This is a genomic window from Clostridium chromiireducens (genome assembly GCF_003575225.1).
GTDB lineage: Bacteria > Bacillota > Clostridia > Clostridiales > Clostridiaceae > Clostridium > Clostridium chromiireducens.
The window spans coordinates 36,990-52,780 of record NZ_QXDJ01000009.1 but is presented as its reverse complement, the minus strand read 5'-3'; the positions used below and the strand labels follow the sequence as shown (position 1 = coordinate 52,780).

Here is a 15,791-nt window from a genome sequence, read left to right as displayed (position 1 = left end):
ATTTTTATGGTAGCATTTTTACAAGGGTAGAAAAGATAAAAAAATGTATAGGGTATGTGAGTTAATTATTATTTTATATAATAAAGGAGTGGTTAGATTTATGAAGAATGTAAATATAGTAATAGTTGATGATTCACCTTTTCAAATTGCATTATTGAGAGATTTATTAACAGAAAATGGGTTTAATGTTGTGGGAGAAGCAAGTTCTTTAGAGGAAACTATTGAGGTAGTTACCAATACTAAGCCGGATTTAGTTACAATGGATATGACTATTCCAGGAACGGATGGCTTTGAATGTACTAGAGAAATACATAAAATAAATTCTAATATTAAAGTTATAATTGTTAGTTCAATGATGGATGATGAGATAGTAAGAAAGGCTAGAAAAACTCATGTGAGTGGATATGCCCAAAAGCCAGTTGATGCAGAAGAATTAACATTATTAATAAATAGAGTTATGGCAGATGAAGAGTTGTTTTCTGAATTAGATGGGTTATATTCAGCTGTATTTAGAGAAGCTCTATTAGATGTTTTCAATAAACTTACTAAAACAATCCCCGAAGTTACCAATGAAAATAATGAGAATGTGGAAAAAGTAAGTAAGGGTATTTCGATTGTTATGGGTGTTATAGGAAAATACTCAGGAAGAATAATTTTTGATGCATCATTTGAAACAGCGCAAAAGATGTCGGGAGCCTTACTTAAGAGAGATCCTAAGAATAACGAAGAAGTTCTTAATGTCATGTCAGAAATAGCTAATATGGCAGCGGGAAATGCATGTTCGATGATAAACAAGAAAAATAAGATATTTGGGTTAAGAGTTGCACCTCCAACTACGTTTCATGGGGAATCAATTAATATATCAAAAGCGGAATTGGAAATTATATACTCTGCAAATGCAAAGACACAGTTTGGAGATTTGTCAATAAGTATAGGCTTTGGAAGAGGTGAAGGAGAATGGATGTCAATTATATAAATCCTATAATAAGTTCTTTTGCTAGTGTAATGCCACAATTAGGATTACCTGCTGTAGAAAAAAAGGGGATAAGCTTAAAAGGCAGATTTATAGAAAGTCCAGGGGTTGTTATCATAGTTGGTATTATTGGAGATATTAAGGGAAATGTTATTTATGGATTAAGTTTAGAAGCTGCAAAAACAATTGCATCAACAATGATGATGGGTATGCCTGTAGAAAATTTTGATGAATTGGCTCAAAGTGCAATATCTGAACTTACAAATATGATAACTGCAACTGTAGCAACTAATTTTTCAAAAGAAGATATAAATATAAATATATCCACGCCAACACTTGTGCATGGAAGCTTTACTGCAAATGCAAGCTCGGATAAAGTAGTTTGTGTACAAATGGGAGTAGGAGATATGAACATTGATGTTAATATTTCTATGGAGAAGAATACAATTTAACATATTAAATTAATAGTAAACCATTTATGATTTAAAGATTATAAATGGTTTTATTTAAAATTCTATTAAGGAAGTGAGTCGCTTATTAAGGAGAATGTTTATCTAAATACAACTAAGAAATTTTATGATTTTTTCAGAGATTTATTCTATGCAATATCGATTATTTCTATTTCGGTATTAAGTGTTTTAAACATGACTATTGTTTATAAATATGTAATACAGAAATATGAATTAAATAACTATACTGGATTATCAACAGAAATATTAATGGACAATTATAATAGAGTAATAAATTATGTTCAAAATCCATTTGATCATGAATTAGTACTTAATAGTTTGACTATGAGTAATTTTGGGAAGATTCATTTCTATGAAGTAAAGAGAATATTTATAGCATTATACATTTTTAGCATTATATTTATCATCTTAATGATTTTTAAATTAGTAAAGTTAATGGGTAATAAAAGAAGTAAGCAAGGAAAGAAGCTTGTTGAAAGCTTCAATAGAAGCGTAAATATAATAGCTATAATATTTGCAATTATATCTGCGGCGACAATAATTGATTTCCCAAAAACATTCTATATCTTTCATAAAATATTCTTTAGAAATGATTATTGGATCTTTGATCCAGTAACTGACCCTATAATAAATGCTTTGCCAGAAGAACTATTTATGATTGAATTAATATTAATATTAACATTATTAATAATATTTACAGGCATAATAAAAGTCTTACACTCAAAAAATGTTACAGCTAGCAAGGGAAAGATGTAATTTACTTTTATTATTTAGTAGAATATAATAACACTTAGAATAGTCAACAATTAAAAGATTATGGAGTTCACTGGTATATGTGAATACTACTGGCTCTTGCTTTCTAAGCAGGAGTCTTTTATCTTTAAGTGAGTGGAGTGTGATTAGGGTGCAAAAAATAATTTATGTAGGTATTGGAGGATTTATAGGAGCAGCAATTAGATATTTAGTTACTTTACAGTCATCAAAGATTATTAATTCAAATATTCCTTTAGGAACATTAATAGTAAATGTAGTTGGAGGCTTCTTAATAGGTATGATTATGGAGCTAAGTATGTCTACCAATTTAATATCACCCAATATGAGACTTTTTTTAACAACTGGAATTATGGGAGGGCTTACAACATTTTCAACATTTAGTTATGAAACAATCGGTCTTATAAATGACGGGAGATATATACTAGGTATTAGCAATGTTCTCCTTAATGTATTTTTGAGCATAGGTGGAGTTGCTTTAGCTAGTTTTCTATGTAGAATAGCAATCTAAGATATGGGGAAGTCAAAGTCGTGTAAGAATACACAAGAGTATATATAAAGTTTTAAGGTGGTGGATCATTTGAAATGTAAAATATGTGGTATGGATATAAATGAAAAAAATTATAATTTTAACGAGTCGGCTTTTACAAATAAGAATACTATAGATAATATAATATATTGTCCGTTCTGTGGTGTGAGTAAAAAATACTTAAGCGAAAATAATGAAATTATTGAAATAGATAGTAATTTACTTAATGAAGATACTTTGAAAATTTTAGATCATGCTGTTAAGCTAGAACTTTTTAATGGTGATTTTTACAATATCGCAGCACTTATGTCAAAGAATGATAAAGTAAGAAAGACATTTGAAGCGTTATCAAGAATAGAGATAATTCATTCAAAAGTGCATCAAAGGCTAGGTGGATTTGCTAATGCTCCTAATTTAAGTAAAATAAGTTATGAAAGATATGATAGTGATAATGCTCTATTAGGTTTAGCAAAGCAAAAAGAGGAACATGCTGTAAGCTATTATGAAAAATATAAAAATGAAGTTAATAATATGAATCTAATTAAGATTTTTGAGGCATTAGCAGATGTGGAAAAGGATCATATTATTCTTGTTAAAGAATAATATGATAAATTATTTTTTTTTAACTTCCTAGGAAAATAAGGAAAATATAAACGGTTATTGAAATTATAGTATTGATTTTCTCACAATACTATAACGGTATGTCAAGGATGGAAGAAATTTAATATAAAGACAAAGATAATATCCTTGAACTTAAGAACTTTATGTGTTATTATTAACAAGTATCAAAAATACGGTTTAATAAATTTATGCTATCAAGGTTAATAATTTTACATAAAATGTTAATGCTTAGCAATTTATTAAGTGTATATTTTAAAAGAGCAATGTTTAACATGGTTTGACGTCCACTGGGGGCGAAGGTTTTCTCGATTTAGAGAAAGTTTTGAGGTTCAAACCCTCGACATTCCACCATTGCCATGCTAGATGGGGAGTTAGCGGTGCCCTGTAACCTGCAATCCGCTACAGCAGGGTTGAATCCCTCGCTTAGGTATTAGCAATTTATAGTCTGACTTTTGTAAGTGGTGTTGAGGACTGGGTCCCACGCAATGGAAGCCTATGAACCTCGTCAGGTCTGGAAGGAAGCAGCGATAAGTGGTCCCTTTCATGTGCCGTGGATCAATCTGGTCTGAGCTAACTGCATTAGTAACGTATAGAGAACTAATAACGAAGCGAGGTGCATGGTTTATTTTAATGTTTAATTATAGGAATATTAATTAGGTTATTCTTCAATAGGATTAACATAGGACACAATAGGATAAGAAAGTGAGGGCATTTCATTTATGAAATACCCTCTTTTTCTTATCTTATTTATAATATACTAATTAACAAAAATTAAAATCTAACTTGCAATTTGCTAATATATATTTAATTGTAAAACTTACTGTACAATATTCTTAAGGCATCCAATGCCTTCAATTTCACATTCAACTATATCACCAGATTTTAAAAATTTTGGAGGTTCAAATCCCATGCCAACGCCAGCAGGTGTCCCCATTGCAATAATAGTTCCAGCTTTTAAAGTAATTCCTTGAGATAATTCATAAATTACATCTTCAATTGAAGTAATCATAAGATCCGTAGTACTATTTTGTCTTAACTCTCCGTTGACTTTAGAAGAAATTTTCAATACTGGTGGAGTTGTGAATTCATCTTTAGTAACGATACAAGGCCCCATTGGTGTAAATCCGTCTAAGCTTTTACCGAAATACCATTGCTTATGTCTTGTTTGTAAATTTCTTGCACTTACATCGTTCATTATGGTATATCCAAACACATAGTCAAAAGCATCTTCCCTAGATACATTCTTAGCATCTTTTTTTATTATTACTGCCAATTCAGCTTCATAATCTAAACTATCTACAAGTTCTGGATAACTAGGAATATAATCTCCATGTCCAGTTGCAAGTCCTACTCTTTTTGAAAAGTATACAGCGTATGGTCTATCGCCACCAAAAGCTTCTTTTTTATACCTTGCAGATTCTATTGCGTGCTCCATATAATTAATGCCTAAACAAATTATGTCTTGCTTAGGGCTAGGGATCGGTGCCATTATATTAATATCTTTAGTTGAGATATATTCCTTACTACTATCATTAAGCATTCCGCTTAGTGAGTCTATTTCTTCTGTTTTTATATTTTCAATTAATTCAGTCATAGTAACATAGTGAATGCCAAGGGTTTCTAGTGGATAAACTCCATTTTCATCTTTTGTTAAAATACCAACTTGTTCTTGATTGTTATATTTATAAGTTATAAATTTCATATTAAAGCCCCCAATATTAATTTAAATAATAATTGATAAAAACTTAAGAAAAATTCCTAAAGGAAATTAAAATATTAGAATCACAAATTTCTATTATCTTTATTTCTTCTAGGATTTCTTTTGTAAACACTGTCTATATTCTTGTTAAATCTATAAAAGTATAATTAAGACCATTTTTTTCATCAGTTAATTGTTCAGAAATATACTCTGTTTTGTAGTTATTATAATTAACTTCAGGAAAATAAGTATCACCATCGAAAGAGGTTCCTATTTTAGTTAAATATAATTTTTGTGCGTAAGGAAGAAGCTGCTTATAAATTTCTGCTCCACCAATTACGAAAATTTCATCCTCGCAGTTTAAATATTTTTCAAGCAATAAGTTTAGATCGTGTATTATAGTCACTTGATCAGAGTTAACATTATAATTCTCATCTCTAGTTACAACTATATGTTCGCGATTTGGTAAGACACCAGGTAATGATTCAAATGTCTTTCTTCCCATGATCATTTTTTTATTTGAAGTGATTTTTTTAAATCTCTTTAAATCTTCTGAAATGTGCCACAATAATTTATTATCTCTTCCAATAACGTTATTTTGAGCAACAGCAACAATTACAGATATCATTTAGTATTCCTCCTTGAGTCTTTAAGTTACTGAATTCATTTTTATTAAGCAAACACTTTAATTACTATACTGAAACGTCCATCTTAATTGCTTCGTGGTGCTTATATTCTTCAAGTTTTATATCATCTGGTGTAAAGTCATAAAAGTTTTTAATTTCAGGATTAATCCAAAGTTTTGGAGCAGCATATGTATCATTTTTTCGTGTTAATTGAAGCTTTAAACCTTCAACTTGATTTTCATATATATGAGCGTTATTTATAACATGAGTAAATAATCCTGGCTTATGCCCAGTTACTTGCGCTAATATATGCACTAATACAGCGTATTGTGATGTATTAAATGGAACTCCAAGACCCCAATCTCCACTTCTTTGAACAAGCATGCAGTTAAGTCTTCCGTCGGTTACATCCCACATTGTTAGGAAACAGCAAGGATATAATGGACCGCCGTCGAGATATTGGATTTGCCATAGATTAATCATCATTCTTCTATCTTGAGGATTATTTTTTAATGCCTCTATCAATTTATCCATTTGGTTAAATTTTTTAACTACCCATCCATATGAAGTTCCAATAGTTCCATCATCCATCATCCACTCATCCCAAATTTTCACGTTTTGAGCTTGTAATTCTTTTACACTATTTGATTGATCTTTGAATATCCATAAAAGTTCTTTTACAGCAGTTTTAAAAGCTACAAATTTTGTTGTTAAGATAGGGAACTCTTTTTCTAGATTGAATTGCATTATTTGATGAGGCAATTTATAAGTTTTAACTCCAGTTCTATTATCATCAAAATAACCATTTTCTAATATATCGTTAGCAATAGATAAGTATTTATCATCATATAAACTCATCGAATGTACTCCTCCTTGTATAATTTGTCAAAATTATCTTTCAAATAAATTTATCCAATATACATTTTAACCTAAACTATTTAACAAGTCACTTAGTATATTTATTTATTGTAGAGTAAATTTCAAGTATTTTAACATTTCTATAAAAGAATTAAGTATTCCTTGTCCTTTATAGTTTTCCTAATTGTACAATTTGCATCGCTGATGCAATGGTGTATAATAAGTATATATTTAAGAGAAATAGCGAGGTGAGAACCCCTTGGGTTATACAGCATTATATAGAGAGTGGAGACCGAAAAATTTTGATGATGTAGTAGGGCAAGAGCATATAACTACAACATTAAAGAATGAAATTATAAATGATAGAATTGCTCATGCGTACCTTTTTTGTGGAACGAGAGGAACTGGAAAAACTTCCACGGCAAAAGTAATGGCAAAGGCTCTAAACTGCCTTGAACTGCAAAATGGGGAGCCATGCAATAAATGTGAAATGTGTAAAAAGATTAATGAAGGTCTAGCGATTGATGTAACAGAACTTGATGCAGCATCTAATAATGGTATTGATAAGATTAGAGATATTATAGATGATACCAAATATCCACCGCAGGAAGCAAAGTATAAGATATATATAATGGATGAGGTACATATGCTATCTGTTGGCGCAGTCAATGCGTTTTTAAAGACTTTAGAAGAACCTCCTAAAAACGTAATATTTATATTAGCAACTACAGATCCGCAGAAACTACCAATAACGATTTTATCTAGATGTCAAAGATTTGATTTTAAGAGAATAAACCAAAAAGAAATTTCTAATAGACTTAAAAAAATAGCTGATTCTCAAAACATAAGTTATGAAGAGAAAAGCTTAGACTTGATTTCAAGAGTGTGTGATGGTGCAATGAGAGATGCATTAAGTATATTAGATCAGGCAATTGCCATGGGAGATAGTCAAATTAAGTACGAAGATTTAGTTAGTATTCTAGGACTCGTAACTAACGAATATTTATTTGACATAGCTGATGCAGTTATAGATAGAAGTGTTGAGAAGGCAATGATTATTATTGATAAGCTTGTATATTCAGGTAAGGATATGCAGCTTTTTATCAAGGATTTAATAGCTCACTTTAGAAATCTTCTTATGGTGAAAGTTACAAACAATCCAGAAGAAGTTTTAGATATGTCTCTTGAGAATATTTATATGGTTAAAGAGCAAGGACGAAAAATCAGAGTAGAAGAAATAATGAGAGCAATTAGGATACTTCAGGATGCAGAAATAAATTCAAAGGCCAGTAAGCAAAGTAGACTATATTTAGAACTTGCAATAATTAAAATGTGTAAAATTGAATATGACACTTCAAATGAAGTAATAGTATCAAGAATAAATCAGCTTGAAGAATCATTGAAGAGTGGAAAGATACAAATGGTTCAGGTTGAAAAAACTAATGAAGATTCAAAATATGCGCATACTAATTCAGGAGTCAAAAAAACTGTGGCTGAAAGTAGCTCTAATATAAGTCATGCAGAAAAGATAGAGATAAATCCTAATTCATCATTAACTATTGATGATGTTGGTAGAGCTTGGACTGAAGTGTTGGAAAAGTTCAAAGCAAAGAGAGCAATGATCGTCTATGCGTCAATTGTTACGGCTAAGCCTTATAATTTTAAGAATGGTATAGTTACATTGGAGTATGATGCTATGTATGCATTTAATAGAGATAGATTGCAAAAAGCAGAATATAGAGAAATTGTAAACTCAGTATTTTCTGAAATCTTGAAAGAAAAAGTAATAGTTGACTATATCGTAAGAACAAATCAAGAGAGTAGGGATAAAGAAGATCTGCTGAAAGAAGCAGTAAATGGAGTGCCATTCAAGGTGTATGATGAATAGTAAAGAAATGTAAGTTGTGTATTGACGATTATTAGTTATAACTTGAGTATTATTAAAAGATGTTTTATAATTAGAAAATGAGATTGAAGAAAGAGGAGGATTTTTTATGGCAAAAGGTGGATTTCCAGGCGGTTTTGGTGGCGGAAATATGAATAATCTTATGAAGCAGGCACAAAAGCTTCAAAAGCAAATGGAAGATATGCAAAAGGATCTTGAAACAAAAGAGTTTGAAGCGTCAGTAGGCGGTGGTGCCGTAGTAGTAAAAGTAAATGGTAAAAAAGAAGTAACAGCAATTAACATAAAGCCAGAAGTTGTAGACGCAGACGATGTAGAAATGCTTGAAGATTTAGTGATGAGTGCCGTTAACGAAGCATTAAGAAAAGCAGAAGAAGAGACTTCAAGTAAAATGGGTAAGCTAACAGGCGGAATGGGAATGCCAGGCGGATTATTCTAAGAACTTAAGAAATTATAATGGCTAGCATACAGAATTGTCGGGGATCCTCAATCTGTATGCTTTTTTATAATAAATTATTTAATATCAGATATCAAACAAATATGAAATAAAGGGGAAGTTTTAATCATGATGGAATTTTATCCGGTGGCCATAGAGAAATTAATAGAGGAATTTGCAAAGTTACCTAGCATAGGACAAAAAACTGCGCAAAGACTCACACTACATATTTTGAATCTTCCAGATGAAGAGGTAAAAGAATTTGCTGATGCATTAGTTAAGGCAAGAGGGACAATAAAGTATTGTTCTGTATGTGGAAATTTTACAGATAAGGATCCTTGTCCTCTTTGTGATAATCCTAATAGAGATAAAGGAACTATATGTGTCGTAGAACAACCTAAGGATATTATGACTATGGAAAAAGTTAAGGAATATAACGGAGTATACCATGTGCTACACGGAAATATATCTCCTATGCAAGGGAGAGGTCCTCAAGATATTAAGATCAGAGAGTTAGTCACAAGAATGAATGAAGATATAAAGGAAGTAATACTTGCAACTAATCCAAACATTGAAGGGGAAGCGACAGCGATGTATATATCAAAAGTACTTAAGCCCCTTGATGTTAAAGTTACAAGAATCGCAGCTGGAATACCTGTAGGTGGAGACTTGGATTATGCAGATGAAGTTACATTATCTAAGGCATTAGAAGGAAGAAAAGAACTTTAAAAAAATAAGGAACCTAAAGTAATATTAGGTTCCAAGAAAAAGTGTTACATAGATGGGAGTTAGAAGTTTCTGTCTGACATGAGTGAAAAGCTTCTTATACATATAATATATAAGAGTATTTTAAAAGTGTTACAAATTTAAGGTATTTAAAAAGAAAAAATATGTATATTTTTACCAACTGATGGATAAAATGTTAACAAGAAGTTTTTTGGAGGGATTTACATGAATAAAAAAAATATTGTAGAATACCTGATGAACCAGACTGAAGACTCAAAGATGTATGCAAAATTAATAGAAGATATGGAAATTGCAAAAATGGAGATTAATGTAGCACGCAGCATGTTTAATAATGTTAACGATGACAAACTAATAGAGGTTGCGATTTATTCAGAATATGTGGCGAGAAAGAGATATGATTACCTACTTTCAATAGCAAGAGAAAGGGGTATAAGTGTAGGTATTAACTATGTTGTTGATAAGAATGTACAAATTGCTGAGTAGATAAGGTGGGGGAAGTTGAACATGGATGGACAATATTTAGTATATGGATTAATAGGGATATTAGCATTATTCTTATTAACAAGATTATTAAAATGGCCAATAAAAATAATTATAAATGGGATAATAGGCGTTGTTATACTATATGCAGTTAATTTTATAATTGCAAATCTTAGTGTAGTTGGCATAAATGTTAACTTCTCATTAGCAATTAATCCGATTACGGCTTTAGTAGCAGGTTTTTTTGGAGTTCCAGGTGTTATTGTTTTAATAATAATAGGGTTGTATTTATAACAAAAATTTTGATTTTCAGTTGAGGAATTTAGGGTGTTGCAAAATTTAATTTTTAATAAAGAGAATATCACTTGTTTGCTGAATTTCAAAGAGGTTTCTTTGAAATTTAATAAACAAGTGTTTTGTTATTTTCAGAATGATTATGTATAATTCATTTGTTAATTGTTTATTTTTGAGTTAATATTTAATAGATGGGATTTATTTTCCTTCATTAGATAATAGTAGAAATGGATTCATAGTAGGTTTACATATGAGATTACGAATTACGACTATTAATTTGTAAAGAGAGGGTATAATGTATGAAGAAAGAAGTTATAAAAAAGTTGATTCTAATGACAATAGCAGCCTTAACAACGGCAAATATGCATTACACATCAGCTTCAGCGGAATGGGTTAAAGATTCGAAAAATAACTGGAGTTGGATAGAGAATAAGAGCAAGGTTACTGGATGGAAAGAAATAGATAAAAATTGGTATTACTTTAATGATAATGGAAGAATGTGTACTGGTTGGATTAAATATAGTAGTAATTGGTACAACCTATCTGGAAGTGGTGAAATGCTCACAGGCTGGAAGGAAATTGATGAGAAGTGGTATCATTTTAATAATGATGGGAAAATGAGCATTGGATGGATTAATGATAATGGCACTTGGTATTTTACAAATTCAAGTGGAGAAATGGAAACAGGAACCATTACAATTGATGGCAAAACATATGACTTTTCTCAGACTGGGGCAATGTTAAGTGGCAAGGAAATAGTTCAACAAGCGCAACCTGGAGTAGGAGATATAAAAAACACGGATAACTCGCGTATAGCATATGTATCAACTAGTGATGGGTTGTTAAATATAAGAGCAAAAGCTACTACTTCTTCAGATATAATAGGAACTTTGGCTAAAGGAACAGAAGTAAAAATTCTGGGAGATAAAGAAAATGAATTCTATCCAATAGTTATTAATGGGAAAGAAGGTTGGATCAGTTCCAAGTGGATTATATTTGAAAGGCCTCAAAGCACACCACCAATTGTTGTAATTGGGCCCGAGGATACTAACAACACAAATGTCAAAGAAGAAAACGATAATATTCCCCCAATAGATAGTGGTAAAAAAGATGATAGTATGGATGATAATGTTACTGATGATTCATTAAAGAAGGGGAAAATAAGAGATACAGCACCAAGCATGGGAAACAAATATTACTACTCAGATGATAATCTTTTTTACAAAGTTAGATTATCACCGCCATTTCTTAATGGAGGAAAAGAAATTAAAGGTAATTGTACATGGTATGCTTGGGGACGAGCTTGGGAACTTACTGGAATAAAACCAGTTGATGCAGGATTTATAGGCAATGGCTATGAGTGGTGGGAGGCGAATAAAAAAAGTGGTAAATATCAGTATGGATCTCAGCCACGAGTTGGAGCGATAGCAGTATGGAAATCTAGTTTACCGGGATCCAGCGGAAGTGGACATGTAGCTGTTGTAGAAAAGATAAGCGGTGGAAAGATTTATATATCCGAATCAACTTGGCATGGAGCTGCTTTCAGATATAGAGAAATATATGAGACAAGCTATTTGTACGGATACATTTATTTAGATGAGCCTAACTATTAATATTGCTAATGAGGTGGATTTTGTTACTAATTTGGAAAGTCAAAGAATAGTTTTTATTAGTGTAAAATAAATAAGGTTCTAGCAGATACTTTATATAAATAAAATTGAGTGAAGAAAGTATATACATAATGTATTAGGAAGTTATTAGGAAATAAAAGCCTTCTTTTAAGAAAATAACAACCGATATATCAATACTAACTATTAAAAACTATGCTGGAAAAGAGGTTAGATAATGAATAGAATTAAGAAATTATATGCCATAGTCAGCTTAATAATCTTTATGTTAATGATGTCTCCTGTATCATATACGATGGCAATAGCGGAGGAAGTAAACTCAAATAATGATCAAAAAATAAGATTACAAGATGATTTTTATGATGCAATAAATTATGAGTGGTTCAATACTGCAAAAATTCAAGAAGGAAACTCGACCACCTCGACATTTAATGATGTTGAAAAAAATGTAACAAATCAGATAAAAGCTATTATGAATGAATTAATATCGAATGAAAGTATATATAGTGAAAATAGTGATCAGAAAAAAATAATAAATCTGTATAATAATGTTCTTAATGTAGAAGCTCGAAATAGAGAAGGATTAAAGCCAGTAGAACAAACCTTAAACAAGGTTAAGAGCATACAAACAATCGATGATGTTACAAAATTGTGGATTGATAAAAAAGTAGCAAATTCAACTATAAGGTTTCATGTTGATAAAGATATAAAGGACGTTAAAAATAATATATTGTATATAAGCCCTACGGTACTTAGTCTAGGAGATTCAGAGAAGTATACTAATACAACCCAAAATACACTAAAAAATAAGAAGTTAACGCAAGATTATTATAATAAACTTTTAGTATTAAGTGGATATACTAAAAGTGAGGCGAATATAAAAGTAGATAATATGTTTAAGTTTGAAGAAATGGTGGCGCAAAGTATTTCAAAAGAACAAAAGGCGTCTACGGTTTCAAATTTAATTGATTCCGTTTATAATGTATATACATTAGATGAACTTAATGATTTAGCACCAAATTTGAACTTCTCGGCTATTTTTAGTTATTTAGGGATTAATAATCCTAATAAAATTATTTTAGAAGATCCTAAATGGCTTGAGGGATTTAATAAAATATATGTTCAGGAAAATTTGCCTCTTATTAAGAATTATATTGAAATAGTCAATTTATTATATGCGTCCAATTATATAAGCGAAGACTTCGAAAATGCATATAGGGAATATGAAAATGGCCTTCTTGGCGTAAAGGGGAATATATCAAAGGAAGAAGATGCGTTGGGTACAGTTAGTGGTATGATGGGCTTGGGAATTGGGAAGATTTATGCGGAAAAGTATATTTCTAAAAAGACTAAAGAGGATGTAGAGAATATTACCAAAGAAGTTATAGACGTTTATAAAAAACGTATTAAAAATCTTGATTGGATGAGCGATTCGACTAAACAAAATGCTATCAAAAAGCTTGATAATTTAAGCATTAAAATAGGTTATCCAGAAGAGTGGATGGATTACTCACAATTGAGCATTAAGTCTTATGAAGAAGGTGGCTCTCTTTTTGATAATATAATGGAACTACGAGTTTTTTCGCTTGATAAAGAATATAGTAGGATAAATAAATCAGTAGATAATAAAAAAGAAGTATTCACTCCTCAGACAGTTAATGCGTTTTATAGTGTAAATGAGAACTCGATTATAATACCAGGAGGGATTATACAGGGGCACTTTTATGACCCAAGTGCCAGTAAAGAAAAGAACTTAGGTGGAATAGGGACAATCATAGGTCATGAGATTAGTCACGCATTTGATAACACAGGTGCACAATTTGATTCAGACGGAAATTTTAGTAACTGGTGGAGTCAAGAAGATTATGAAAAATTCACACAAAAAACTCAGAAAGTAAAGGAGTTTTATAGTGAAATTGAAGCTATGCCAGATGTAAATATAGATGGAAATCTTACGGCAGGAGAAAATATTGCGGATATCGGAGGTGTATCCTGCCTATTAGATATATTAGGAACTATGGACAATCCTGATTATAAAGCATTTTTTGAAAGCTATGCAATTACTTGGCGGCAAATGACAACAAAACAATATGCGGAATATGCTATAATAGCAGATGTTCATTCACCTAATAAATTTAGAGTAAATGCAGTTTTACCTCAATTTCAAAAGTTTTATGACACATATGGCATAACAAATAAAGATCGTATGTATGTTAGTCCAGAAGATAGGGTAGCAATTTGGTAAATGCAATTTCATATGTCTTAAGTAAGAATAGATAGCTTTGGTGAAAAAAGCTATCTATTTATTTGACATTCATTAGTTTTGGGTTAATAATAATGTAAGTATAAAGTTAAAGGAGTAGTGATATTATTATGCCGGCAGGAAATGGAGTAAATTGCGGGGATTGCACAGAGTTAAAACAAGGGAAATGTGATGGAAAAGATTTAACGTGTTTATGTTATAAATGCCCAAGGAAATTAGCACAATGTATGTGCGTAAAATATTGTAGAGAAACAGAATCAGTATTATACTTTGATGAAGATAATTAAATTAATCTATCAAATATTAATCGCATAAAATGAGATTATTAAGATTTATTAAATATTACAGCATACTCTCAATCTACTCCTAAAGGAGTAGACTGTTATAAAAAAATGGTCAAATGATAATGTTGAAAGAGGTATGCTAAGAGAGTAGAATATAACTAATAAAATAAATGGAAAATAATATAAATATGCAGAGTGGCATATGTAATACTTGGTTTACGAGTTTTTACATATGCTTTTATTATTTTATATGAATTTAATTAATAATAAGAAAGGAAGTTTTAACATATGCGTAGTTTAGAAACAAATGATTGGATGGTGATAAACAATATTGTTTATCAAATTAATTCTATTGAGGATTCTGTGACTATGAGAAAAAATTTCCTTACTCAGATGGCGTTAATATTAGCTTTTGATAGCGCTGATTTTTACATTGCGTCAGAATTGAATAGCCACACATTGACTGACCCGGTTTTCTATAATTATAAACCTAGAGCAGATGAAAACTATATGGACAAGTATGACAGCATAGATTATAGCAGGGGACTAATGTTTGGTGGTAAAAGCAAAGTTTATAGAGAAAGTGACATTATTTCTGAGCAAAAACGAGTAGAAACTGAATATTATAAAAAATATTTTGAACCTAATAACTGGCATAATACATTAAATATGATACTAGCGCATAAAAATCAATTTGTTGGCGTAGTGTGTTTTTTTAGGCTAAAAGGAAAAGCAGATTTTGGATATGAAGATTCTTTTGTATTAGATATGATAAAGGAACATTTAGCATTTAGACTATATCAGGATTTAAATAATAATTCTATGGAGAGTGAAAAGTTATCTATTTCACAATGTGTAGACATTTATGGATTAACAAAGAGAGAAGAATCTGTTTTATCCGAACTTATGAACGGTTTAGAGAACAATGAAATTAGTGATAAGTTATGCATTACAAATAATACCTTAAAAAAGCATGTACTGAATATTTATAGAAAATTAAATATTAAAAATAGGGTTCAATTATTCAAAATGGTTAGGGAAAAATAATAAACATACTCCTTTATAAGTACTTATATATTAAAAAGTAGAATTAAAATGGTGTTTTTGGTGAATTGTTATAAAAAGATTTTGATAGTATATTATTCACAAGAAGTAGTGGACTAGTTAATTAGAAGGAACTTTTTATATAATTTTATAATTAGAGAGGAG

Annotated in this window: 17 protein-coding genes and 1 other RNA gene; 15 read left to right on the top strand and 3 right to left on the bottom strand. The window is 30.5% G+C overall.

Translation table 11 applies throughout. The features are described 5' to 3' along the window. Nucleotides 1-100: 100 nt before the first annotated feature. The 6 genes from D2A34_RS24585 (at nucleotide 101) to ffs (ending at nucleotide 3,985) form a co-directional block, all read left to right on the top strand. Complete coding sequence (locus D2A34_RS24585; RefSeq protein ID WP_079438088.1) at nucleotides 101-976, top strand: response regulator; 876 nt, start codon at nucleotides 101-103, stop codon at nucleotides 974-976. After that, a complete protein-coding gene (locus tag D2A34_RS24580) occupies nucleotides 958-1,425 on the top strand; it encodes a chemotaxis protein CheX (protein ID WP_079438087.1) in 468 nt (155 codons plus the stop codon). Before D2A34_RS24585 ends, D2A34_RS24580 begins: the two co-directional genes overlap by 19 nt. An 84-nt stretch (nucleotides 1,426-1,509) precedes the next feature. Then, nucleotides 1,510-2,199 carry a TIGR01906 family membrane protein gene (locus D2A34_RS24575; RefSeq protein ID WP_182629466.1) on the top strand — a complete coding sequence of 230 codons (690 nt, stop codon included), beginning with the start codon at nucleotides 1,510-1,512 and terminating at the stop codon, nucleotides 2,197-2,199. 148 nt (nucleotides 2,200-2,347) lie between these two features. Beyond that, nucleotides 2,348-2,725, top strand: coding sequence for a fluoride efflux transporter CrcB (gene crcB / locus D2A34_RS24570; RefSeq protein ID WP_079438085.1), 378 nt, complete (start codon nucleotides 2,348-2,350; stop codon nucleotides 2,723-2,725). Between the two features lie 69 nt (nucleotides 2,726-2,794). After that, nucleotides 2,795-3,346, top strand: coding sequence for a ferritin-like domain-containing protein (locus tag D2A34_RS24565; protein WP_079438084.1), 552 nt, complete (start codon nucleotides 2,795-2,797; stop codon nucleotides 3,344-3,346). 372 nt (nucleotides 3,347-3,718) lie between these two features. Continuing rightward, nucleotides 3,719-3,985, top strand: an RNA gene (gene ffs, locus D2A34_RS24560) — signal recognition particle sRNA large type. A gap of 196 nt (nucleotides 3,986-4,181) precedes the next feature. Here ffs and D2A34_RS24555 read toward each other — a convergent pair. From D2A34_RS24555 to D2A34_RS24545, 3 genes are all read right to left on the bottom strand, one after another. Beyond that, on the bottom strand, nucleotides 4,182-5,066 hold the full coding sequence (locus D2A34_RS24555; protein ID WP_079438083.1) for a fumarylacetoacetate hydrolase family protein: 885 nt from the start codon (nucleotides 5,064-5,066) through the stop codon (nucleotides 4,182-4,184). A gap of 133 nt (nucleotides 5,067-5,199) precedes the next feature. Continuing rightward, nucleotides 5,200-5,691 carry a dihydrofolate reductase gene (locus D2A34_RS24550; protein ID WP_079438082.1) on the bottom strand — a complete coding sequence of 164 codons (492 nt, stop codon included), beginning with the start codon at nucleotides 5,689-5,691 and terminating at the stop codon, nucleotides 5,200-5,202. Between the two features lie 64 nt (nucleotides 5,692-5,755). Next, nucleotides 5,756-6,547: a thymidylate synthase gene (locus tag D2A34_RS24545; protein ID WP_079438081.1), complete on the bottom strand. Its 792-nt coding sequence runs from the start codon at nucleotides 6,545-6,547 to the stop codon at nucleotides 5,756-5,758. A 259-nt stretch (nucleotides 6,548-6,806) separates the two neighbouring features. Between D2A34_RS24545 and dnaX the strand changes: the two genes are divergently transcribed. From dnaX to D2A34_RS24505, 9 genes are all read left to right on the top strand, one after another. Continuing rightward, the gene (gene dnaX, locus D2A34_RS24540) at nucleotides 6,807-8,435 is read left to right on the top strand and encodes a DNA polymerase III subunit gamma/tau (RefSeq protein WP_079438080.1); all 1,629 of its coding nucleotides are present in this window, start codon (nucleotides 6,807-6,809) and stop codon (nucleotides 8,433-8,435) included. Between the two features lie 106 nt (nucleotides 8,436-8,541). After that, entirely contained in the window at nucleotides 8,542-8,889 is a 348-nt protein-coding gene (locus tag D2A34_RS24535; RefSeq protein WP_079438079.1) for a YbaB/EbfC family nucleoid-associated protein, read from the top strand. Between the two features lie 129 nt (nucleotides 8,890-9,018). Next, the gene (gene recR / locus D2A34_RS24530; protein ID WP_079438147.1) at nucleotides 9,019-9,615 is read left to right on the top strand and encodes a recombination mediator RecR; all 597 of its coding nucleotides are present in this window, start codon (nucleotides 9,019-9,021) and stop codon (nucleotides 9,613-9,615) included. Between the two features lie 222 nt (nucleotides 9,616-9,837). Next, entirely contained in the window at nucleotides 9,838-10,116 is a 279-nt protein-coding gene (locus tag D2A34_RS24525) for a DUF2508 family protein (RefSeq protein WP_079438078.1), read from the top strand. Between the two features lie 21 nt (nucleotides 10,117-10,137). Continuing rightward, on the top strand, nucleotides 10,138-10,407 hold the full coding sequence (locus D2A34_RS24520; protein ID WP_079438077.1) for a pro-sigmaK processing inhibitor BofA family protein: 270 nt from the start codon (nucleotides 10,138-10,140) through the stop codon (nucleotides 10,405-10,407). A gap of 299 nt (nucleotides 10,408-10,706) precedes the next feature. Continuing rightward, a complete protein-coding gene (locus tag D2A34_RS24515; protein ID WP_079438076.1) occupies nucleotides 10,707-12,020 on the top strand; it encodes a CHAP domain-containing protein in 1,314 nt (437 codons plus the stop codon). A 232-nt stretch (nucleotides 12,021-12,252) separates the two neighbouring features. After that, the gene (locus tag D2A34_RS24510) at nucleotides 12,253-14,280 is read left to right on the top strand and encodes a M13-type metalloendopeptidase (RefSeq protein ID WP_119368187.1); all 2,028 of its coding nucleotides are present in this window, start codon (nucleotides 12,253-12,255) and stop codon (nucleotides 14,278-14,280) included. A 128-nt stretch (nucleotides 14,281-14,408) separates the two neighbouring features. After that, nucleotides 14,409-14,585, top strand: a complete 177-nt coding sequence (locus tag D2A34_RS26950; protein WP_169896739.1) for a hypothetical protein — start codon at nucleotides 14,409-14,411, stop codon at nucleotides 14,583-14,585. 285 nt (nucleotides 14,586-14,870) lie between these two features. After that, nucleotides 14,871-15,629, top strand: coding sequence for a helix-turn-helix domain-containing protein (locus tag D2A34_RS24505; RefSeq protein WP_079438074.1), 759 nt, complete (start codon nucleotides 14,871-14,873; stop codon nucleotides 15,627-15,629). Nucleotides 15,630-15,791: the final 162 nt, after the last annotated feature.